This is a genomic window from Providencia sp. 2023EL-00965 (assembly GCF_033550225.1).
GTDB classification, from domain to species: Bacteria; Pseudomonadota; Gammaproteobacteria; order Enterobacterales; family Enterobacteriaceae; genus Providencia; species Providencia manganoxydans.
The window spans coordinates 64,366-87,643 of the sequence record NZ_JAWUEH010000005.1; the positions used below are offsets into that span (position 1 = coordinate 64,366).

The following is a 23,278-nucleotide window of genomic DNA, read 5'->3' on the forward strand; positions in this document are numbered from 1 at the left end:
TATATCTATCAATAGTGGAATTCGTGACCTCTTTGCTCAAAGCCGACATCAATACCCCATAAATGGGAACAGTAAACATTTGATGAGTTATTATCGTTATACAAGAAATGAGACATCTTGCTAGTCAAATACGATAAGAAAAACCAAATGTATGCAAATTACAGTATCACGTAATTAATTAACCCATAATATAATGCGGAACAAAGCGAGACGTGTCTTTGGTAATTAATGATCTATCTTCTCGAATACCTATTCCTGCTGGCTCATCACCAATGACCCAACTGCCTATTAATGTATAGTCAGAGCCAAATTTAGGTAATAATGCACTGGCCTGATAAATTCGCGGTTCATGTGCATATTCACCAAATTCTTCCGTTATAACCTCATTTTCGTGATTAAGGAATAGAGAAACATTGGCGCCTTCACGTGAAAATAGTGGCTTTGTGGTAAAACCTTGCCAATTATTGCCCATGTCCTGTTTAAGTTTGCCGACAATATTAATCTGCTCATCGGCAAAATAAGCCGGTAATAAATTAGGATGGTTAGGAAAATAACGCCATAATAAAGGCAATAACCCTTTATTACTTAAAATCGATTTCCACAATGGTTCAACCCATTCTGTACGCTGACTACGCAATACGGGCCCATAATCATCCTGAAACATCCACTCATAAGGGTATAATTTAAAACCTTGATGGATGATTTGATCTTGCAGATCAGTAAAAACCCCACCAACCCCTAAACCAACCTCTTCCATATACAGAAACTGAGTTTGTAACCCTGCTTGGCTAGCACAGTCTTCCAAATATAGAACCGTTCCTCTGTCTTCAATCGAATCTTCACAGCAACAAAAATAGAATGGGTATTCATTTCGCCACAGTAAAAAACGCTGGATCAGTTTTTCTTGAATGGAATTAAATTGATCGGCATTAGTCGGTAATAAACCACATGCCGTCATCTCAGACAGCCATTGCCATTGAAAGAATGCAGATTCATAAAGCGATGTTGGTGTATCTGCATTATATTCCAGTAGTTTTGCAGTACTATAACCATTCCATGAGAAATCCATTCGCCCATAAAGTGAAGATTTATTCGTCTTCCAGCTATCGGCTATTGCATCCCAATACAATTCAGGGATCGCCAATTGATTGAGAACCAACTCATCATTGATTGCTGTATCAACAACCTCTAAGCACATTTGATGTAATTCAGCGGTGGGATCTTCAATACCCGTTTCAATCTGATCTAATGTAAAACAATAGGCGTGTGATTCATCCCAATAGATTTCATCATCAATAATATGAAAGTTAAAACCATAATCTTCAGCTATCTGATTTAAATTCTCTCTAGGTTTAAGTGGTATTCTTAACATAATTACCCACCCTTACTTTTCGATTTGTTCCCGAAACCACCTCGAGATGTCGTGCGGGTTGAATTATGATGATAATTAGCAGGTTTTAACTTATTTGAACCATCGGAAAGCCACTTTTCTGATGACCCCACTTCACGGTAAACATTAGGCTCATATCGAGTAGAATAAAATGGACGAGCTCTAGAAAAATAATAGCTCCCCGATGAGTGAGTATGTGTTGAGCTATAGCGTTGCACTGCTTCAGGAGATTCATCAATTGAAAACCCAGCCAGTTTAGGGCCATAAACATCCTGCTCACTCAAACGATCACAATATTCGGGGGTAGCATTTTCCGCCAAACATTGATCATACTGTGAGCGACTTAATTTACGCTTACTCTGTATACAATTGCCTATACCGTATAAATTTTCGCAAACATCGAGCTGGCTATATGTCGCCATATTTCGTATTAATTCTTGCTGCGCTTCCTCTTGTTTTTGTGCACAAAAAGAAAGGTTATATCCCGCTTGCACGCAGTCATTGGTATCCTTAAATAGCGTGATTTTAGGCGCTTCCGACTCTTGATCGCAGCTGCGTAAACCAAAAAATACCGCTCCACTCATAATAACTAGTGTCAATAACCCTGATCCTTTCCGCTCCTCTTTAGTACTCACACCAACTCGTTTAAGCTGTGGATACCCCTTATAGCCGGCCTTCTTTTTTCGCTTATGATATTTCGTTTTATTTTTCTTATTCATAGTGCATTTTTTTGATTAATAACTCATGCTGACAGCGTTCAAAATACCAAATCCAAGCGATGTCCCACCTAAAAATAAACCAGCAGAGATATTATTTTGTTCAATTTTTTCGCTAATTTTAGGCATATATATTTTGGTTGCACCGAGTACTAATAATTGAACCAATAAAGCAATAACGCCCCAAATAACACAATCCAAAATACTCACCGAATGAGATATCGCGCTCGATAAAGGCGTGATATAGCCGATCATCGCACCAATAAACGCAATACCTGCGGCTGTATTGTTTTGCTTAATCAACACCCACTCATTATGTCGAGAAATACGCGTATAAATAAACAGAAACACCAGTACCATAATAGTACCAATGAAAAAGTAGCTGATAAAAGAAAGTAATGCTGAAAGTATAATAGAAACGTCCATAAATGCCCCTTTTAATTAAGGGCTGAAATTTATATCAATCTATTTTAAAAATAAACTCAATTAAATAAGTTCTTACAAAATGATTAATCATCATTCTTAATATGATTAAAAAATTAATTAAATACTACAATATAGAGTATATTTTAGCTTTGAATTAAATAAACTTAAAATAACAACTCCACTCTATTTTTAATCATGAAAATTACGATGTAAAAAAAACGGGACTGCGCCCGTTTTTCGATTATTCATGATGCTGTTTGCGCCAACGATGAATAATATGAGAGATATGACGTAGCTCACCATCCCGCAACATGCCAATAAACACACCGATGACGGTATAAATCACACCAAGCACTAACATCATGACAATATCCATTAGCACCCCACTGAACGGAAGCCCCATTTGGTTGATACCAGCCATGGCACTCGTAGCCCAAGTAGACGGTAAAGCGTAAGCGATCATTCGTACCCACTCAGGCATCGCTTGTAATGGCCAAATTGTCCCTGACATATAAAATACAGGTGTCGTAATAAATGCCAGCGTCAGATAAATCATTTCAACACTACGTAGACACTCAGTCACTAACTTGCCGAGCCCTAATACGGCAAGTAAGAATGGGAAAGTCAGCATCCACAGCTGGTATAATGGTGCTTCTTGCCGATATCCAAGGATCCATGGCCATAAGGCAAAAAATACTGTCGATAAAAATAGCCATATTGGGATCAGCGCTGAAAGTGCGCCTAAATACACGGCCAGCGGTGGCTTACCCTTAGGTGTTCCACGGATAGCGATACTGACACGCACACAAGCAATCAACAATGAGTGCTGTAATAACATAACTAACAGCCCTGGAAACACAATCGCCGCAAAACTGACTCCAGGGTTATAAAGAGGCTCAGTTACACTTCGAATTGGCGTAATAATCACTTCTGCTTGTTGCTTACTATAACCTGAATCCACCAGCAGCTGAGTGTTATAGCTATTCAACAACGTTTGGTAAGCACTTACTAACTCTTGTTGGATCTGACCACTGGCTAAGCGGTTTGTCGCATCACCATAGACAGGTACGGTGATGTTTTTTCCATTGAGTAAGAATTTTTCAAAATCTGTTGGGATGATAATGATGGCAAACAATTTCCGGTCAATCATGTCTTTGCGCGCTTGAGCCAAATTGTCATAGCTGTGCAACACGACCTTAGGTGCTGCATCTAAATCACGAATTAATGCACGGCTCGCAACACTATGATCCTGATCGATAACCGCAACGGGCAAATCCCACAAAACAGGTTTTGCATACACCAAACTCATTACGCATAAAGAAACCAGCAATAATAACCACATTGGTTTATCCAACATACCGAGCAACACTTTACGGAAGGTTGCAAAATACATTTGCATTAGAGTTCCCCTCCTTGAGCTGCAATCCGTTTAGGTAATCGCTTACGGATCAAAAAAGCGGTGACGATTGGATAAATCAGTAAAAACAAACACACTTCCACAATTCGCATAAATGAAATTTCACGTAAGAAAATATCAAACATGGCGTTAAGTGTATGCGTCAGTGGCTCAATGTTGGAAATGATTTGAGCAGGTAAAATCATTGATAATTCAGGCACCGCCATACCTGAAAAGGCCAAGGCGATACTGACTAACATCCCAATTAAGCTGTAGGCCATAATCGCACTAGAGGTGAAGCTAAACAGTAATAAACCGATACTTTGCGCCGCTATCACATAAAAAAAGCCAACCATTATCATGTATAAAGGATTACCCACCACCTTAGCATCAAAAATGCTCACTAACGCGGCCAATTCCACCACTAATAATGTAGTAAAAAATAGCGTATAAGGTGCCATTTTCCCTAAAACTGCCATCGAAAACGGTTTCACACTTTGTAATATAGAGCTACGCGATAACGTATAGATAGTGCAAGTCACCACAAATAGCTGCAACATATGGATCGTCGCTGCAAATTGCTGATAATAGATATAACTACCACTTGGATTAAATAAGCTATCGTAGGAAAGTGTCACTTGTGCCAATTGCGGCAATGCTTTCCCCATGGAGCTCGCTAATTGAGTACGATATTTCGCATTCAGTTCAGCGACTAATCCACTAAAATCTTGAATGGCATAACTGCCTGAAGCATAGAATAACGCATTGTAATACATACGCAGTTCGGGCTGACGCCCACGCAACACGTCTGCTTCAAAATTGGTTGGAATATATAGCAGTGCATAATCTTTCGCACTCGCCAAGCGTTTTAATGACGTATTGAGGTTATTATCAATCGCTTTAACGTCTGCATGAGGCCCCGCATTTAAGTCTCTCACCACGAGTCTTGAGGCTGGGCTGATATCGTTATCCACCACAGAAACGGGGAGATCCATCAGCGTGCCTTCTGAAAAGTTAGCACTTACCAACGTAAATAGCATCAGCGGAAATAACCAGCTTAACCAATGAAAAACTGGGCTACGAATGGCGGCTTGTGTTTCTCGACTAAAAGCATGTTCAAAACCATGCCAAGCGAATTTTAATTTCATATTCGCGCCTTTTATTTATCCCAACGCCATAACACGCTCATACCAGGTCTTAGACCATCAATGGATCCCAACGGATACAAACGGACTTCAAAGGTTTTCAAGTCAAAATCACCTGTGGCTCGAGTTGCCCTTTTCGTTGCGTAATCCCCTTTCGGCGCAATGTAACGCACTTCTGCTTCAATCTTTTTATCACCTAACGCAGGCACATCAAGCTGAACCTTATCGCCTTTTTTCACATCAACAAGGATGTCTTCACGTAAGTTATAAATAAAATACGCTTGGGGGATGCGGACCATGGTGAGTAATGGACTACCTGCATTGAAAATTTCCCCCACTTCAGCGGGAATTGGACCAACTTCACCATCAACAGGGGCTTTAACTTGTAAATCATCGAGTTGTACTTGTAGTTCAGCTAGTTTTTGCTCTGCTTCATTGAGCTCTGCCTGATATTTTTGGCGCAGTTCAATGCGGTCACCGTTTTTCGCCTCTTCAAGTTGTGCTTTCGCGCCTTGAACTTGCTGAAAAGCTACATCTTTAGCTTTACGTGAGTTATCAAGCTCATTCGCTGACACATATCCTTTACCCGATAAATTGCTTAAACGGTTGTATTCACGAGTGGCATTCTGATACTGAGATTCCGCTTGCGACAATGATGCTTGTAAATTACGGATGGTCTCTTCACGAGTTCCATGAAGTGATTGATCGAGTTGTGCCTGAGCTTGATCTCTTGCGGCTTTCAGTGCCGCATACTGGGCTGCTAGCTCAGGACTTTCTAATGTAATTAACAGCTGCCCTTTTTTAACATCATCTCCGCGCTCGACATGACGTTCAATCACTCGCCCTTTGGCTTTCGATGTCACCATAACTTCAGGTGCGTCAACTTCACCTTGTAATAATAAAAATTGGTTATGGGAATGAAAAAGTGCCGCCGCCGCTATCAAAATCAGCATCAACAAAATCAGTGCTATTGTTCTTTTTTTCATTATTAGTAAAACCTTAAATAATCACGGAGGAAACTATGGCAATAAAATTATCGCAGTAATTGCCGATACAGCGTTAATAAATTTGTGCGCAAGGTCACACATAGAAGGGGAAAACGTCTATTATTGAACCAATTACAGTCTTATGTCAAATATACTCTACATAATGCAAAGTACAGTTAAACATCGTTAACATCTCTATAAGAGGCATTATATACTCTAAATAATTCGAGGTGCAGCTAGGCGACAAGTGAACCAATCGCTAGGCGCAGAGAAAACAATATGACTGACGTGAGTGAACGTAGCCAACAACGCTGCAACTTGAAGTATGACGAGTATAACCAGTATAAAGATAGCATAGCTTGACCAAATCACTATTCTCCTATCAGCCCATTACGCTACAATCGCTATCAGTCGGTTACACAACAATCGCCCTCTTAAAGCAGCAAAACTGGAAACCTTAATGTACGAGTTCGATCTGATCCTGCTGCTCTTGCAGCAGATGTGTGTTTATTTAGTCATAGCATGGGCGCTGAGTAAAACCCCACTTGTCATCCCTTTATTAAAAGTGACAATTCGTCTGCCACATAAAGTGATGTGTTACGTCATTTTCTCAGTTTTTTGTGTGATGGGAACCTATTTTGGTTTACACATTAATGATTCAATCGCTAACACACGTGCTATCGGCTCAGTCCTTGGCGGTCTGCTCGGTGGACCTGCTGTTGGCTTTGCCGTCGGTTTTACAGGCGGCCTACACCGATATTCTCTAGGAGGAATGACCGCCTTCAGCTGTATGGTATCAACAATTGCTGAAGGGCTGATTGGTGGACTGGTACATCGCTACTACATGAAGCGTGGACAAATAGATAAAATATTTAACCCTCTCACCGCTAGCTGTGTCACCTTTGTGGCTGAAATCATCCAAATGCTCATTATTTTATTATTAGCACGCCCTTTCGACGAAGCCTTAGAGCTGGTTAAAAATATCGCAGCGCCCATGGTCATTGCTAATACGATTGGTGCGGCAATGTTTATTCGTATTTTGCTCGACCGCCGTGCCATTGTTGAAAAATATACCACTGCATTTTCAGCCCAAGCCTTAAAAATTGCGCTCTGTACTGATGGGATCTTACGTAAGGGGTTTAATACAGATAACAGCATGAAAGTCGCTAAAATTATCTATCAAGAACTCGAAATTGGTGCCGTTGCCATCACGGATAGAGAGAAAATTTTAGCCTTTATTGGTATTGGTGCTGATCATCATTGTCCAGGAACGCCTATTGCCTCAGAGCAATCGAGGCGAGCTATTGATAACAATGAAGTGGTTTATGCAGATGGTAATGAAACACCTTATAAATGTTCTTTAAGCCCCACATGTAAGCTTGGATCCGCACTTGTTATCCCACTTAGAGGTGAAAATGAACGCGTTATTGGTACCATTAAACTTTATGAAGCGAAGAATCGGCTATTCAGTTCTATTAACCGGACACTGGGTGAAGGTATCGCCAGTTTGTTTTCGGCTCAGATCCTCGCGGGGCAATATGAACGTAATAAACAATCTTTATTACAATCTGAAGTGAAGTTATTACATGCACAGGTGAATCCACACTTTTTATTTAATGTCTTAAATACATTGCAAGCAGTTATTCGCCGAGATAGCCAGCAAGCAGGTCAACTCGTTCAGTATATTTCGACCTTCTTTAGAAATAACCTCAAGCGTCCAGAGCAAGGCGCCACATTAGGCGAAGAATTAGAACATGTGAATGCTTACTTACAGATAGAAAAAGCACGTTTCCAAGAAAAATTACATATAGAGCTAGATATACCAGAACACTTAAAACAAGTTAAATTACCTGCCTTTTCACTACAACCCATTGTAGAGAATGCAATTAAACACGGTACTTCACAGTTATTAGATACTGGATATATTACAATAAGAAGTTATATACGCGGTGAGCAAGTATATATTGAGATAGAAGACAATGCCGGCTGCTATCAACCCACTACACAAAGTGATGGATTGGGTATGAGCCTAGTCGATAAGCGCCTTAAACTTAAATATGGCGAACAATATGGTGTGAGTGTGGAATATGAGCCAGAGCAATTTACACGCGTACAGTTACGATTGCCTTACGTTTTAACATGTACTCTAACTAATCCAAATTGCAGGTAAGCGACAAGCGAAGATAGAGGAAAAGCATAGATAAACGCTATGACTCGGCGAGCGTAGTCACCATACCTTAACAAAAGGCGCTGCAACTTGAAGTATCACGAATATAATAAAAAGATTGAATATTTATGAACGTACTAATTGTTGATGATGAACCATTTGCACGGGAAAACTTGCGCTGTTTGCTTGAAGAACATGATGATATTGAAATCATGGATGAATGCGCCAATGCAATTGAAGCAATCGGTGTGATCCACAAAAAGAAACCCGATGTAGTATTTCTTGATATTCAAATGCCTCGTATCACTGGCCTTGAAATGGTACGCATGCTTGATCCTGAAGATCGTCCTTATATCGTCTTTTTAACCGCTTTTAATGAATTCGCCATCCAAGCCTTTGAAGAACACGCATTTGATTATTTATTAAAACCACTCGAAAGCGATCGACTGAATAAAACACTCACTCGCCTACGCCAAGGCCAACAAAAACAAGATCTTGAAATCTTAAGTGATCACGAGCCATTAAAATTTATTCCTTGTACCGGCCATAGCCGCATTTGGCTGATGAAATTGGATGAAGTGCAGTATGTCACTTCGCGCATGAGTGGCGTTTATGTGATGAGCACACAAGGCCAAGAAGGCTTTACAGAGCTGACTCTCAGAACACTCGAGTTACGCACCTCATTAGTGCGCTGCCATCGTCAATATTTAGTTAACATGACGCAATTAAGTGAAATTTTGTTTGGTGATAATGGGCAAGCAGAGCTAGTCTTAAGCTCAGGGGAACATATCCCAGTAAGCCGCCGCTACTTAAAGCCGTTAAAAGAAGCACTAGGACTCATTTAGAGTATTTATTTAAAAGATGACGCGTATAGGGAGATGATACATGGCCGACTTCTACTTACAACTTCGCACCAACTCAATGACCTTAAAAAACCTAGAGACCCATGAAGAATATACCGCAAAAGGTGATTTCTCATCGTCTCGGCTGATCATTGGTGATTTTTACGTCGCCCAAAGCCTTCTAGTGCAACTTATTGACACAATGAAACTGAGTGTTCGGCTTCCATTAACACCACATCATCGCATTATTGTGCAAGCTTTAGAAAAAAATGAAGGCGGCTTAAGTCCTGTTGAAGTCAGACTACTCGAAGAGATCACTGTTGCAGCTTTTAACCATAAGCTTAAAAAAGTGATCGTCAGTCATGACACTCTCCCCATGCCACAAAAACATGCAGAAGAGTTATTGGATAGGAAATAATCCAAGGGGCCATTAAGCCCCTCAAACTGCTGACAGACGTATTCTGTTTGCCGGCAGTGGTTAAAATTTTTGAAATAGAAATAAATGAGCAAAACCAATTCATTGATTTTCGGCTGATAATACAGAGTTGGAAAAACCATATTTTTATTCCGCTTCATCAACAATCTTAGGAGCCATTAACCCCTTTCTCTCATGCATCTTATGTCTACCATCTAACTTTACAAATAAAATTCTTGTCGTTTTTTGAAAGAAAATGACTACTCAAGAAAAAGATATACTTATTTATCCTAAAATAAATAAGTGGCAAGCAAATGCGATACATAAATACTAAAGAGCTAAGCAATGCAGGAGTATTTACGATAAATAAAAAATAATGCAATGAATATTAAATTTCTCCAATAAAAAACCCGCAGTCCAATTGGAAGCGGGTTTTGTATTTTAACCAGTGCCGGTTTAATCAAGGCACTTAGGCATTTAATTATGCGTTATGGCTAGTGCTGCGACGACGTGGTGCAGCAGTATTGTGATCTTCATTACGACCACGTGGAGCGCTGCTATTACCACGATCACGGTTTCCACCACGGCGGTTACCACCCGCATTATCACGATCACCACCACTACGGCGGTTTCCACCTTCGCGATCGTTACGACGGCCTGCACCAAAACCACCTTCACTACCACGTGAACCGCCACGGCGTTCACGACGTTCAAATGGCTGCGCATCGCCAATCAGTTGCATCTGAGTTGGTTTGTTCAGAATACGTGCACGGCTTAAATGGGTTAATACATCAGTTGGCATGCCTTTTGGCAATTCGATGGTAGAGTGAGTACCATACAATTTAATATTACCAATATAACGGCTGCTGATATCAGCTTCGTTCGCAATCGCACCAACAATGTGACGAACTTCTACACCATCATCGCGGCCAACTTCGATACGGTACATTTCCATATCACCAACATCACGACGCTCACGACGAGCACTACCGCCACGCTCTGCACGCTCAAAACCATTGCCATTGCTGTTATTGCGATCACGACGACGGTCATCACGGTCGTTAAACTCACGACGTGGACGACGTGGAGCATCAGGTGGCAGGATCAGGGCACGTTCGCCTTGAGCCATTTTCAGCAGTGCTGCTGCTAATGTTTCCATATCTACATCTTCTGATGGAGACAGTTTAGTTAACAGTGCACGGTATTGATCTAAATCGCTGCTTTCAAATTGCTGTTGAATTTTTTCAGCAAATTTCGCCTGACGACGTTCACTTAATAGCTGAGAATCTGGCAGTTCCACCTCTGGAATAGTCAGCTTCATGGTGCGTTCAACGTTACGCAGCAAACGACGCTCGCGATTCTCAACGAATAATAATGCGCGACCCGCACGACCCGCACGGCCAGTACGACCAATACGGTGAACGTAAGATTCTGCATCCATTGGAATATCATAGTTAACAACTAGGCTGATACGCTCAACGTCAAGACCGCGAGCCGCAACGTCAGTTGCAATCAATATATCCAAACGACCATCTTTTAAACGCTCTAAGGTTTGTTCGCGCAGTGCTTGGTTCATATCACCATTCAGTGCCGCACTGTTGTAACCATTACGCTCAAGCGCTTCAGCGACTTCCAATGTTGCGTTTTTAGTACGTACAAAGATGATTGCAGCATCGAAGTCTTCAGCTTCTAAGAAACGAACTAATGCTTCGTTCTTACGCATGCCATACACAGTCCAATAGCTTTGAGCAATATCAGGACGTGTTGTAATGCTAGCTTGAATGCGGATCTCTTTAGGCTCTTTCATGAAACGACGTGTAATACGACGAATTGGCTCAGGCATAGTCGCAGAGAACAACGCAGTTTGATGGTCAGCTGGGATTTGGCTCATGATGTTTTCAACATCTTCAATAAAGCCCATACGTAGCATTTCATCAGCTTCGTCTAATACGAGACCTTTCAGTTTAGAAAGATCTAAAGTACCACGTTTTAGATGGTCAAGTAGGCGGCCAGGCGTACCGACAACCACTTGCGGGCCTTGGCGCAGAGCACGTAATTGTACGTCATAGCGTTGGCCACCATACAGAGCAACAACATTAACGCGGCTCATGTGTTTAGAGAAATCGCCCATCGCTTCAGCAACTTGAACAGCCAACTCACGAGTTGGAGCAAGAACCAAAATTTGTGGGGCTTTTAAATCAGGATCGATGTTATGGAGTAACGGCAAACTAAAAGCAGCAGTTTTACCACTACCTGTTTGGGCCATTCCCAGCACATCGTTACCTTCCATCAACAATGGGATACATTGCTGCTGGATTGGTGAAGGTTTTTCGTATCCCAGGTCGTTTAGTGCAGTCAAAATAGACGCTGATAAACCTAAATCAGCGAAAGAGATATCAGTCTCGGTGGTCATGTAAAGGTGCCTCATACTTAATGGCGGCCAGTTTACATAACCGTACGAAATTCATTTCGGTCATTTTCATTTAAAATGTGAACTGGCTCAAATTGTGTTATTAAACGAACAAATAGGCCGTCACCCCTAAAGATGATGGCTCAAAAAATAGTCATGAAATGTTCGTCAGCTATTGCTGGCCCGATTCTAAAAGGTCGTCTTGTTCTTGGCCTAACAGCGCCAATTCCAACAATGCATAGCGGTGTTCAACAAAGCTGTGAGCGTTGTTAGCCACCGTCAGTTTGAATAACGCAGTTGCGCTATCCTTATCCCCCAGACTTAGGTAATGCTTACCTAAATAGAAGTTAGTTTCACTGAGATGCTCAGCGAGCGAAGTGTTATCCGTAAAAGTTTCTTTCAAACGCGTCATCAATGTATTTTCACTGATGTCACCTAAATAAAACTCTACGATATTCCAGCCCCATTGCCCCTTCTCCGCACGATTATAGCGAGCAGCAAGATTTTCTTGCGCTATACGCGGGTCTATGTCTTTTTCAACAAGATAAAGCCATAGAGAACGAAAAGGATCATTTGGATCTATCTGATAATACGCCAGCAGATCATCCTGCGCTAATTTATGACGGCCACCGTAATATAATGCGATGCCACGGTTCATACGCGCGAAATTGTAAGTTGGATCAAGCTCTAATACAGAATCAAACGCTTCATAGGCGGCATCATAATTGCCAGCCTGCGTAAAATATATTCCTAAAAAGTTAAAGATTTCAGGAATATCAGGGCGGATCGCTAACGCAGTTGAAAAATCATTGCGCGCTAATGCCCTCAAACCGAGACTATCATACAACACTCCGCGCTCATATAAAAGCTGGGCGTATTCATCATCGGTTAAAGATCGGCTCGCAAGGATTTGTTCCATACGAGCCAATATCACTTCTTGCTGTAATGATGGTTGCAAAGGAACAGCAAATACCTCGTTTTTACGCCAATCTTTGCTACTACATCCAAGTAGTACAAAAAAGATAAGCGCAGAGACTACACGAGTAAACGTGTTTAAATCCCTAAACCGAAGACAGATACTGTTCAGCATACTCCGTCCTTACATTACCACTAGTTCAGCAAATTACGGCTAAATGCGCCTTCATACAAAAGGCGCTGTTTCAGTATCAGCCTACTCTGCTGAGTCCTGTTGCTGTGCTGGAACTTCTTCCGTTGCCACAGCTTCTTTCATGCTTAGGCGGATACGGCCTTGACGGTCGATTTCCAATACCTTAACGGGCACTTCTTGGCCCATTTGCAGGTAGTCAGTCACTTTTTCAACTCGCTTATCAGCGATTTGAGAAATATGAACTAAACCTTCTTTACCGCCACCGATAGCAACGAATGCACCGAAGTCAACGATACGAGTTACCTTACCTTGGTAGATACGGCCAACTTCAACTTCAGCAGTAATTTCTTCGATGCGACGAATCGCTTCTTTCGCTTTCAGGCCATCAGTTGCAGCAATCTTCACAGTACCATCATCTTCAATTTCAATGGTTGTACCGGTTTCTTCAGTCAGTGCACGGATCACTGAACCACCTTTACCGATAACATCTTTGATCTTGTCTGGATTGATACGGATAGTGTAGATACGTGGTGCGAACTCAGAGATCTCTTCACGAGGGCTGTTAATCGCTTGTTCCATCGTACCTAAAATGTGTAGACGAGCACCTTTCGCTTGATTCAATGCAACTTGCATGATTTCGCGAGTGATACCTTCAATTTTAATGTCCATTTGCAGTGCACTGATACCATCACGGCTACCAGCTACTTTAAAGTCCATATCGCCTAAGTGGTCTTCGTCACCTAGAATGTCAGAAAGTACAACGAAATCGTCGCCTTCTTTAACCAGACCCATTGCAATACCAGCAACAGCCGCTTTAATTGGTACACCAGCATCCATCAGAGCCAGAGAAGCACCACATACAGAAGCCATTGAAGATGAACCATTTGATTCGGTGATTTCGGACACGACACGTACCGTGTATGGGAAATCAGCGTGGTTTGGCATAACAGCCAGAACACCGCGTTTTGCTAAACGACCATGACCAATTTCACGACGTTTAGGCGAACCTACCATACCGGTTTCACCAACAGAGTATGGAGGGAAGTTATAGTGGAACAAGAAGCGGTCAGTGTACTCGCCCATTAGTTGGTCGATTACCTGTGCATCACGCTCAGTACCCAGTGTTGCAGTAACCAGTGCTTGAGTTTCACCACGAGTAAACAGTGCTGAACCATGAGTACGTGGCAGAACACCAGTACGTACGTCTAGAGCACGAACCATGTCTTTCTCACGACCATCAATACGTGGCTCACCACGGATAACGCGGCTACGTACAACTTGTTTTTCTAAGTTAGCAAGGATCTCTGCAACTTCAGAAGTATCGACGTTTTCGTCTTCAGCAACAATTGCTGCGGTGACTTCATCTTTAATCAAGTCAACTTGTGCGTACCGCTCTTGTTTCTCAGTGATACGGTATGCATCGCCCATACGGCTTTCAGCCAAGGCAGCAACTTTATCTTGCAGAGCTTGGTTAACTGGCTCAGGTTGCCAATCCCATTTTTCTTTGCCTGCTTCTTTTACTAATTCATTAATTTCATTGATAACAACTTGTTGTTGGTCATGACCAAAAACAACGGCACCAAGCATTTGCTCTTCGCTTAACAGCTCAGCTTCTGATTCAACCATCAGAACAGCACTTTCAGTTCCTGCAACCACTAAATCAAGGCGGCTTGATTTCAATTCGTCAGCAGTTGGGTTCAATACATATTCATCATTGATAAAACCAACACGAGCTGCGCCGATTGGGCCATTGAAAGGAACACCTGACAGAGCTAATGCAGCTGATGCACCGATCATTGCAACGATATCTGGGTTAACTTGTGGGTTAACAGACACCACAGTAGCGATGATTTGGATTTCGTTCAGGAAGCCTTCTGGGAACAGTGGGCGTAGTGGACGGTCAATCAGGCGAGCGATCAGTGTTTCACCTTCGCCAGGGCGACCTTCACGACGGAAGAAACTTCCTGGGATACGACCAGCGGCATAGGTACGCTCTTGATAGTTAACCGTCAGAGGGAAAAAGTCTTGCCCTTCTTTAACTTTTTTCTGAGCTACCGCAGTAACGAAAACCGCAGTATCATCCATATTCACCATTACCGCGGCTGTCGCTTGGCGAGCGATCATACCAGTTTCAATGGATACAGTGTGCTGACCGTATTGGAATTTGCGAACGATAGGATTTAACAAAATATTACCCTTCATTTTTAGGCCGCTGGAGCTTTTCTAGCGACATTGGCTTTCTCTTCCTACCACAGCCTCGCGACTAATGAGAACACTGATGTTCATGTTATCAATTTTCTCATTAGCCGCGCGAATCGGTGTAGCTGAAGAGGCGTTAATAAAACAATTAATTACGGATCATAGCTTAGCATTTAAGTTAAGTATAATTCGAGTATTACTTCAACTTTAATATAACTTTTAGAAGAAAAGGGGCCGGTGGCCCCTTTTCACTGAAACTGACGATACTCGTCCTACTTCAAGTCGCAGCGTTGTTAACTCTATTCACTCGCACTAGTCACATACTGATGTATGCGCTTAGTATCTCACTCATTTGTCGCCTAGCTGCGCCTCGAATTATTTAGAGTAAAGACTAGCGACGCAGGCCTAAACGCTCGATAAGAGCGGTATAACGCGCGATGTCTTTGCCTTTCAAGTAAGCTTGCAATCTACGACGCTGAGCAACCATACGCAGCAGACCACGACGGCTGTGGTGATCTTTTTTATGCTCTGAAAAGTGGCTTTGCAGATGGTTGATTTGAGCAGTTAACAGAGCGATTTGAACTTCGCTTGAACCAGTGTCGTTTTCACCGCGGCCGAATTCAGCAACGATTTTTGCTTTCGCTTCAGTACTTAGAGACATAATAAACTCCAAATGTATAAATGTATGTAATGAGAGCCAATCTCTAATTTAGCATCTCACAGATTAAGCGCCGCTATTCTACGCTGCTTAACGGCGCAAAGCAATAAGTGCCGCGATGCGGATTATTCATTTTCGACGACTAAACGTCGCGGCGCAACCCGAAGATCTTCACTGATCACCGCAATCCCAATAAAGCATTGAGAGTCACCTCGAGTCACTCTGATCATCGTACCTTCAGCTAATCCACCAATATCGGCTCTAACTGGTTGACCTTGCTTAAAATAAGCGGCTGTTTCTTCAGTTAAATTGACCGCTGGAAAATGCACGACAGCGGTATCCATCGGTAACAATAAACTATCGAGTAATGACTCAAAAGAGCCCTCACCTGCATCGACTCTTGCTCTTAGCTCTGCTAACTGTTCCAATGTCACCATCCGTTCGTACGGATAATTTGCCACTTGAACTCGGCGCAAATAGATCACATGAGCACCACAGCCTAACATTTCACCTAAATCATCAATGATGGTTCGAATATAGGTGCCTTTAGAACAGTGGATTTCCAGCTCAAGCTCATTACCTTCTAAGCGAATAAACTGTAACTCATAGACTGTAATTGGGCGGGCTTCGCGCTCTACGGTGATCCCCTTTCGTGCATACTCATACAGAGGGCGTCCCTGATGTTTCAATGCGGAATACATTGAGGGAACTTGCAAAGTATCACCACGAAAGTGCTCTAAAGCCTCATCAAGCTGAGCTTGTGTAAACTCAATGTTACGCTCACTGATGATTTCTCCGTGAGAGTCAGAAGTGTCGGTACGTTGCCCCAAGCGAGCAATTACACGATAACGTTTATCTGAATCAAGTAAAAACTGAGAGAATTTGGTTGCTTCACCAAGACACACTGGGAGCATCCCTGTTGCAAGTGGATCTAACGCACCGGTGTGGCCCGCTTTATTTGCATTGAAGAAGCGCCGCACTTTTTGCAGCGCATCATTTGAAGAAATATCAGTAGGTTTATCCAGCAGCACAACGCCATCTATATTACGGCCGCTACGACGACGCCCCATTATTTTTCCTCTTTATCGTCCGCATTTGCACGGCGTATTTCATCATTACGAATAACATTAGAAACTAAGTTAGACATACGCATGCCATCAACCAGTGAGCTATCGTAAGAGAACGTTAACTCAGGAATGACACGTAAACGCATTGCTTTTCCGAGTAAAGAACGAATAAAGCCTGAAGCTTCATTTAGCGCTTTAATACCATCTTGAACCATTTGTGACTCATGTTCTTCATGAGAAATGTTTAAGAAAGTGACAAATACTTTTCCGTAGGCCAAGTCTCTTGATAATTCAACACCCGAAACGGTTGCCATACCAATGCGAGGATCTTTCACTTCGCGCTGCAAGATAATTGCAATTTCTTTTTGCATTTCTTGTGCTACACGCTGAGAACGACTAAATTCTCTTGCCATATCCATATCTCCGATACATAGGGGGGCATAAGCCCCCCTAGGAATATATCAATGAGCTTCACACACATTAGATGTGTGATTACTCGTGAAATTAACCGTCAATTGAACGTTTAATTTCAATTACTTCAAAGACTTCGATCATATCGCCAACGCGGACATCGTTGTAGTTCTTAACACCGATACCACATTCCATGCCATTACGCACTTCGTTGACGTCATCTTTAAAGCGACGCAGTGACTCCAACTCACCTTCGTAAATAACCACGTTATCACGTAGAACACGGATTGGGTTATTACGTTTGATAGTTCCTTCAGTCACCATACAACCAGCGATTGCACCAAATTTCGGTGATTTGAATACATCACGAACTTCTGCAAGACCCATGATTTGCTGCTTGTATTCAGGCGCTAACATACCGCTCATTGCTTGTTTGATTTCATCAATCAGGCTATAGATAACGGAGTAGTAACGCAGGTCAACGCTTTCACTTTCAATAACACGGCGAGCAGAAGCATCAGCACGTACGTTAAAGCCAAGAATGATTGCGTTAGACGCCGCTGCCAGAGTAGCATCAGTTTCAGTGATACCACCAACGCCAGAACCGATGATTTTAATTTTAACTTCATCAGTTGACAGTTTCATCAGTGAGTCAGTGATCGCTTCACAGGTACCTTGAACATCTGTTTTCAGAACGATGTTCAATTCAGAAACCTTACCGTCTTCCATGTTAGCAAACATGTTTTCCAGTTTAGATTTCTGTTGGCGAGCCAGTTTAACATCACGGAATTTGCCCTGACGATACAAAGCAACTTCACGCGCTTTCTTCTCATCACGAACAACTGTCGCTTCATCACCCGCTGATGGAACGTTTGATAGACCGAGGATCTCTACAGGCATTGATGGGCCAGCAGATTGAACTTCTTTACCTAATTCGTTACGCATCGCACGAATACGGCCGTATTCAAAGCCACAAAGCACGATATCGCCTTTGTTCAATGTACCTTCTTGAACAAGGATAGTGGCTACTGGACCACGACCTTTATCAAGGTAAGATTCAACAACAACACCGCTTGCCATACCTGCATAAACCGCTTTCAGCTCTAAGACTTCAGCTTGCAGTAGGATAGCGTCGAGCAGGTCATCAATACCTGTTCCTTTTTTCGCAGATACACTGATAAACTGAGTATCACCACCCCAATCTTCAGAAATAACGCCATATTGAGACAGTTCGTTTCTGACACGATCTGGGTCCGCTTCTGGTTTATCAATTTTGTTCACAGCAACAACGATCGGTACACCCGCTGCTTTCGCATGTTGGATAGCTTCGATAGTTTGTGGCATCACGCCATCATCCGCTGCAACAACCAGAACAACGATATCCGTTGCCTGTGCACCACGAGCACGCATCGAGGTAAACGCGGCGTGACCAGGGGTATCTAGGAAGGTGATCATACCTTTGTCAGTCTGCACATGGTATGCACCAATGTGCTGGGTGATACCACCCGCTTCGCCTGAAGCAACTTTGGTTGAACGAATATAGTCAAGTAGTGACGTTTTACCGTGGTCAACGTGACCCATAATCGTCACAACAGGTGCACGTGGCTCTTCCATTGCGGAGCCAGTGTCACGGTCATTCATTACCGCTTCTTCAAGCTCGTTTTCACGACGTAGAATAACTTTATGGCCCATTTCTTCTGCAACAAGTTGTGCAGTTTCTTGGTCAATGACTTGGTTGATAGTCGCCATAGCGCCCATCTTCATCATTGTTTTGATCACTTGTGAGCCTTTAACAGCCATTTTGTTAGCTAATTCGCCAACAGTGATCGTTTCGCCGATAATAACATCACGGTTTACTGCTGCGGCAGGCTTAGTAAAGCTTTGTTGCAGTGAGCTACCCTTACGTTGTTTACCTTTAACGCGACCAGAACGGCCAGCAGCACGTTCTTCTTCACGATCAGCCTTCTCAGAAAGTTTATTGCCTTTCTTTTGGCGAGGTGCTTTCGCACTACGGTTACGAGAACGACGGCCTTCTTCTTTCTCATCACTCTCATCTTCCGCTGCACGCGCATGTTGAGAGGTTGTGGTGTGATAGTCACTATCTTCATCAGATTTTGCATCACTCGTCCACTTTTCACCGTTTTCTTCGGCCATTTTACGAGCTTCTTCTGCAACACGTTTAGCTTCAGCTTCAACTTTACGTTGAGTTTCTTCTTCCGCTTTACGTTTCAGAGCGGCTGCCTCGGCTTCAAGGCGCTGTTTTTCAGAATTACTCTCACCGGCTTTGCCAGCTTTTTGATGATTTTCGCTTGGTTTCACTTTTTCTCTTTCCGCTACTTCGCGCGTAGCTTTTTCAGCTGCTTCACGTTTTGCTTTTTCTTCGGCATCACGTTTTGCTTGTGCTTCTTGTTTCGCTTTTTCTTCTGCGATACGTTTAGCTTCAGCTTCACGTTTTGCCAGTTCTTCAGCTTCGCGCTGTGCCTGCTCTTCCGCTTCACGCTTCGCCTGCTCTTCCGCTTGCGCTTGCTCAGCGTCACGGTTCACATAAGTGCGTTTTTTGCGGACTTCTACATTTACCGATTTACTTTTACCACCGGTAACTGGAACACTCAACGTACTACGCGTTTTACGTTGCAATGTTAACTTACTCGGCTGTCCCGCCGAGCCGCCGTGTTCACGATTTAAGTGCCCCAGCAATGTTTCTTTTTCTGACTGACTAACAGAGTCATTCTCACCTTTTTTGATCCCTGCTTCAGCAAATTGCTGTACCAGGCGCTCAACTGTGGTTTGAATTTCTGCTGCCAATGATTTTACAGTTTCTGTCATGCCGTTCCTTCCTGCTACAGTGTTTACGCATCGTTACCGAACCAGCAAATATTACGTGCAGCCATGATGAGTGCTCCTGCTTTCTCACCATCCAGACCTTCAATATCAATCAGGTCGTCGATGCCCTGCTCAGCAAGATCTTCCAGTGTACAGATACCATGAGTAGCCAAATTATAAGCTAGGGTATTATCCATACCTTCCAGATTCAATAAATCTTCTGCTGGCTGATTATCACCTAGGCTCTCTTTTTGAGCCAATTCAATCGTAGTGAGGGCCGCTTTTGCTCTTTCACGTAGAACTTCAACAGTATCGGAGTCGAGACCGTCAATTTCCAGAAGCTCTTTAATAGGCACGTAGGCCAGTTCTTCTAACGTCGAGAAGCCTTCTTCAACAAGTGCAGTGGCGAACTCTTCATCAATATCAAGATGCTTGGTGAATGTGTCAATAGAAGCATGTGCTTCTGCCTGATGTTTTGCATTCAGCTCTTCTGCGGTCATGACATTCAGTTCCCATTTGTCATCACCACGGTGTTTTTTCAGTAATTGTGCCGCTAAGCGAACGTTTTGACCATTACGGCCAATCGCTTGAGCCAAGTTACTACTTTCTACGGCAACATCCATCGTACATTTGTCTTCATCGACGACAATAGATGCCACATCAGCCGGAGCCATTGCATTAATAACGAATTGAGCAGGGTTATCATCCCATAACACAATATCAATTCGCTCGCCGCCTAATTCACTAGAAACGGCTTGAACCCGTGCACCGCGCATACCTACGCAAGCACCTACTGGGTCAATACGCTTATCGTTAGTTTTTACTGCGATCTTAGCGCGAGAACCTGGATCACGAGCAGCAGCTTTGATTTCGATGATCTCTTCACCAATTTCAGGTACTTCAATGCGGAATAATTCAACCAGCATTTCAGGACGAGAACGGGTAACAAAAAGCTGCGCACCGCGTGCTTCAGGACGAACATCATACAGGACTCCGCGGATGCGGTCACCTGGACGGAAGTTTTCACGTGGTAACATGTCTTCACGTAAAATAACGGCTTCAGCATTGTTACCAAGATCTAACGTGATATTTTCACGATTCACTTTCTTCACTTGAGCAGTGATGATTTCACCTTGTTGCTCACGGAATTGGTCAACAACCATCGCACGTTCAGCTTCGCGAACTTTTTGAACGATGACTTGTTTCGCCGTTTGCGTGGTAATACGGTCGAAAACAACTGATTCAATTTGATCTTCAACATACTCACCCAGTTTCAACTCTGGATTTTCATATTGTGCCGCTTCTAACGTGATTTCACGTGTTGGCATAGTCACTTCATCAACGATCAACCAACGGCGGAACGTATCAAAGTCACCTGATTTACGGTCGATTTCGACACGAACATCGATCTCTTGCTCATATTTCTTTTTGGTTGCTGTCGCCAGTGCCGTTTCCAGAGCCTCGAAGATTTTTTCACGAGGGAGGGATTTTTCGTTAGAAACCGCTTCAACAACAGCCAGAATTTCTTTGTTCATCCTAGTTGCCTCATTGAACTTAATTAAAAGTGGGGTACCAAGTTAGCTTTCTGGATGTTGCCAAGGGCGAACACTTCATCCTTACCATCCACAGTAACCGTTATCATTTCACCTTCGACGGCTTTAATAATACCTTGCCATCTCCGGCGGTTCTGCATCGCAATGCGCAAAGTCAGAGCCACCTCTTCACCGACAAAACGCTCATAGTGGGCGACAGTGAACAGTGGGCGTTCTAGCCCTGGTGACGAAATTTCTAGGTTATAAATGACAGAAATTGGATCTTCGACATCCAATACTGCACTCACCTGATGGCTGACATCAGCACAATCATCAACGGTGATGCCTTCTTCACTATCAATGAAAACACGCAATGTCGATGTACGCGCGCGGACAAACTCTAAGCCTACAAATTCAAAGCCAAGTGCTTCCACCGGTGCTGAAATCATCTCTGTTAATTTTTGCTCTAATGTGGACAAGCCCACCCCCAGACATAAAAAAAGGGCTATAAAAGCCCAGTTAATTCGATTGTCAAATAACAAAAAACCCCGAAATTTCGGGGCTTTATGAAACTGGACCCTGTAGTGCCAACGGGTTCACCATCTTCTTAGTATATCTTTAAAATCTAAATAAATCGATGAGAATTTACGATAAATACATCTGAAAAGATATGCTGACTAAGAGTTGGTTGCGGGGGCCGGATTTGAACCGACGACCTTCGGGTTATGAGCCCGACGAGCTACCAAGCTGCTCCACCCCGCGTTCGAAAACGTGACATATTCTACACAGATAACTCATAGATCACAAGTCATCTTAAATAATGGTGCCGAGGACGGGACTTGAACCCGTACGCCCGTTTTGTAGGCACTACCACCTCAAGGTAGCGTGTATACCAATTTCACCACCTCGGCACTGAGGCGAGGTTATCCGTTTATAACAAACAATAACCTCAAATTCTTTTACTTCTTTGATGATGGCTTAAATGCCTTCATCCGGGATCTTTAACACTTAACGAGGAATGTCGCTCGTTGGTGTAGCTGGTGCTGCCGGAACGTCTGTTGGTTGCTCGACTTTAGCAGGTTCACTAATGTTTTCCCACTTACTACCAGTTCCGTATTTGTTGGCAGTCATATTGCCAAGAATCAAACTGATAATGAAAAACACAGCAGCCAAGATCCCAGTCATGCGGGTCATGAAGTTACCTGAACCCGATGAACCAAACAGTGTTGCAGAAGCACCCGCACCGAATGATGCACCCATGTCAGCACCTTTACCTTGCTGTAACATGATCAGACCAATTAGGCCGATTGCTGCTAGCAAGAAAATAATTAAAAGAGCTATGTACATTTGAGTTACCTATTCAGTTGCGGTTCATAGTATCTATGACCTTTATTACTGCACACCTGCTCTATTGCCCTTGAAGAATGACCTTTGCGGGAATGAGCAGGTGCGAATACTAACTAATGCTGAGCCGACAAGCAAGCCAAATTTTATTTCCTGAGCTCATTTGCAGAAAAAAACAACAATTGAGTAAAATAACTGACAGCACAGCTTTCAACTCAGCAACAAGTCTGTTTTTAAAACAGC

At 42.9% G+C, this 23,278-nt stretch carries 19 protein-coding genes and 2 tRNA genes; 3 read left to right on the forward strand and 18 right to left on the reverse strand.

What is annotated here, in order from left to right:
• Window positions 1-178: 178 nt before the first annotated feature.
• The 6 genes from SC428_RS08500 to SC428_RS08525 all read right to left on the reverse strand — a co-directional run bounded on the left by SC428_RS08500 (window position 179) and on the right by SC428_RS08525 (window position 6,059).
• Window positions 179-1,372, reverse strand: a complete 1,194-nt coding sequence (locus tag SC428_RS08500; RefSeq protein WP_070925560.1) for a glutathionylspermidine synthase family protein — start codon at window positions 1,370-1,372, stop codon at window positions 179-181.
• Window positions 1,373-1,374: 2 nt separating this feature from the next.
• Window positions 1,375-2,109 (reverse strand): DUF1190 domain-containing protein, encoded by a 735-nt coding sequence (locus SC428_RS08505; RefSeq protein ID WP_070925561.1) that lies wholly within the window; start codon window positions 2,107-2,109, stop codon window positions 1,375-1,377.
• Window positions 2,110-2,124: 15 nt separating this feature from the next.
• Entirely contained in the window at window positions 2,125-2,532 is a 408-nt protein-coding gene (locus SC428_RS08510; RefSeq protein WP_070925562.1) for a DUF350 domain-containing protein, read from the reverse strand.
• A 241-nt stretch (window positions 2,533-2,773) separates the two neighbouring features.
• The gene (locus SC428_RS08515) at window positions 2,774-3,931 is read right to left on the reverse strand and encodes an ABC transporter permease (protein ID WP_070925563.1); all 1,158 of its coding nucleotides are present in this window, start codon (window positions 3,929-3,931) and stop codon (window positions 2,774-2,776) included.
• On the reverse strand, window positions 3,931-5,076 hold the full coding sequence (locus SC428_RS08520) for an ABC transporter permease (protein WP_070925564.1): 1,146 nt from the start codon (window positions 5,074-5,076) through the stop codon (window positions 3,931-3,933). Before SC428_RS08520 ends, SC428_RS08515 begins: the two co-directional genes overlap by 1 nt.
• A gap of 11 nt (window positions 5,077-5,087) precedes the next feature.
• Window positions 5,088-6,059, reverse strand: coding sequence for an HlyD family secretion protein (locus SC428_RS08525; protein ID WP_070925565.1), 972 nt, complete (start codon window positions 6,057-6,059; stop codon window positions 5,088-5,090).
• A 460-nt stretch (window positions 6,060-6,519) separates the two neighbouring features.
• Between SC428_RS08525 and SC428_RS08530 the strand changes: the two genes are divergently transcribed.
• The 3 genes from SC428_RS08530 (at window position 6,520) to SC428_RS08540 (ending at window position 9,486) form a co-directional block, all read left to right on the forward strand.
• A complete protein-coding gene (locus SC428_RS08530) occupies window positions 6,520-8,229 on the forward strand; it encodes a sensor histidine kinase (protein ID WP_318707069.1) in 1,710 nt (569 codons plus the stop codon).
• Window positions 8,230-8,354: 125 nt separating this feature from the next.
• Window positions 8,355-9,071 (forward strand): two-component system response regulator BtsR, encoded by a 717-nt coding sequence (btsR, locus tag SC428_RS08535; protein ID WP_070925567.1) that lies wholly within the window; start codon window positions 8,355-8,357, stop codon window positions 9,069-9,071.
• Window positions 9,072-9,111: 40 nt separating this feature from the next.
• Complete coding sequence (locus tag SC428_RS08540; protein WP_140181047.1) at window positions 9,112-9,486, forward strand: YjaA family stress response protein; 375 nt, start codon at window positions 9,112-9,114, stop codon at window positions 9,484-9,486.
• Window positions 9,487-9,964: 478 nt separating this feature from the next.
• On the opposite strand, the gene SC428_RS08545 is transcribed toward SC428_RS08540, so the two are convergent.
• The 12 genes from SC428_RS08545 to secG form a co-directional block, all read right to left on the reverse strand.
• Window positions 9,965-11,896: a DEAD/DEAH family ATP-dependent RNA helicase gene (locus SC428_RS08545; protein WP_140185966.1), complete on the reverse strand. Its 1,932-nt coding sequence runs from the start codon at window positions 11,894-11,896 to the stop codon at window positions 9,965-9,967.
• A 169-nt stretch (window positions 11,897-12,065) separates the two neighbouring features.
• On the reverse strand, window positions 12,066-12,983 hold the full coding sequence (gene nlpI, locus SC428_RS08550; protein WP_070925570.1) for a lipoprotein NlpI: 918 nt from the start codon (window positions 12,981-12,983) through the stop codon (window positions 12,066-12,068).
• An 81-nt stretch (window positions 12,984-13,064) separates the two neighbouring features.
• Window positions 13,065-15,188 carry a polyribonucleotide nucleotidyltransferase gene (pnp, locus tag SC428_RS08555; protein ID WP_140185982.1) on the reverse strand — a complete coding sequence of 708 codons (2,124 nt, stop codon included), beginning with the start codon at window positions 15,186-15,188 and terminating at the stop codon, window positions 13,065-13,067.
• 403 nt (window positions 15,189-15,591) lie between these two features.
• Window positions 15,592-15,861 carry a 30S ribosomal protein S15 gene (rpsO, locus tag SC428_RS08560; RefSeq protein WP_006657959.1) on the reverse strand — a complete coding sequence of 90 codons (270 nt, stop codon included), beginning with the start codon at window positions 15,859-15,861 and terminating at the stop codon, window positions 15,592-15,594.
• A gap of 122 nt (window positions 15,862-15,983) precedes the next feature.
• Entirely contained in the window at window positions 15,984-16,928 is a 945-nt protein-coding gene (truB, locus tag SC428_RS08565; protein WP_140181053.1) for a tRNA pseudouridine(55) synthase TruB, read from the reverse strand.
• The gene (gene rbfA, locus SC428_RS08570; RefSeq protein WP_070925673.1) at window positions 16,928-17,338 is read right to left on the reverse strand and encodes a 30S ribosome-binding factor RbfA; all 411 of its coding nucleotides are present in this window, start codon (window positions 17,336-17,338) and stop codon (window positions 16,928-16,930) included. The genes truB and rbfA overlap by 1 nt, the downstream gene beginning before the upstream one ends.
• 91 nt (window positions 17,339-17,429) lie before the next feature.
• Window positions 17,430-20,162: a translation initiation factor IF-2 gene (infB, locus tag SC428_RS08575; protein ID WP_070925572.1), complete on the reverse strand. Its 2,733-nt coding sequence runs from the start codon at window positions 20,160-20,162 to the stop codon at window positions 17,430-17,432.
• Between the two features lie 23 nt (window positions 20,163-20,185).
• Window positions 20,186-21,694 carry a transcription termination factor NusA gene (gene nusA, locus SC428_RS08580; protein ID WP_070925573.1) on the reverse strand — a complete coding sequence of 503 codons (1,509 nt, stop codon included), beginning with the start codon at window positions 21,692-21,694 and terminating at the stop codon, window positions 20,186-20,188.
• A gap of 23 nt (window positions 21,695-21,717) precedes the next feature.
• Window positions 21,718-22,170, reverse strand: coding sequence for a ribosome maturation factor RimP (gene rimP / locus SC428_RS08585; RefSeq protein ID WP_070925574.1), 453 nt, complete (start codon window positions 22,168-22,170; stop codon window positions 21,718-21,720).
• 206 nt (window positions 22,171-22,376) lie between these two features.
• Window positions 22,377-22,453 (reverse strand) — tRNA-Met (locus tag SC428_RS08590).
• A 59-nt stretch (window positions 22,454-22,512) separates the two neighbouring features.
• Window positions 22,513-22,602, reverse strand: a tRNA-Leu gene (locus SC428_RS08595).
• A gap of 97 nt (window positions 22,603-22,699) precedes the next feature.
• Window positions 22,700-23,038, reverse strand: a complete 339-nt coding sequence (gene secG, locus SC428_RS08600) for a preprotein translocase subunit SecG (RefSeq protein ID WP_070925575.1) — start codon at window positions 23,036-23,038, stop codon at window positions 22,700-22,702.
• Window positions 23,039-23,278 lie beyond the last annotated feature (240 nt).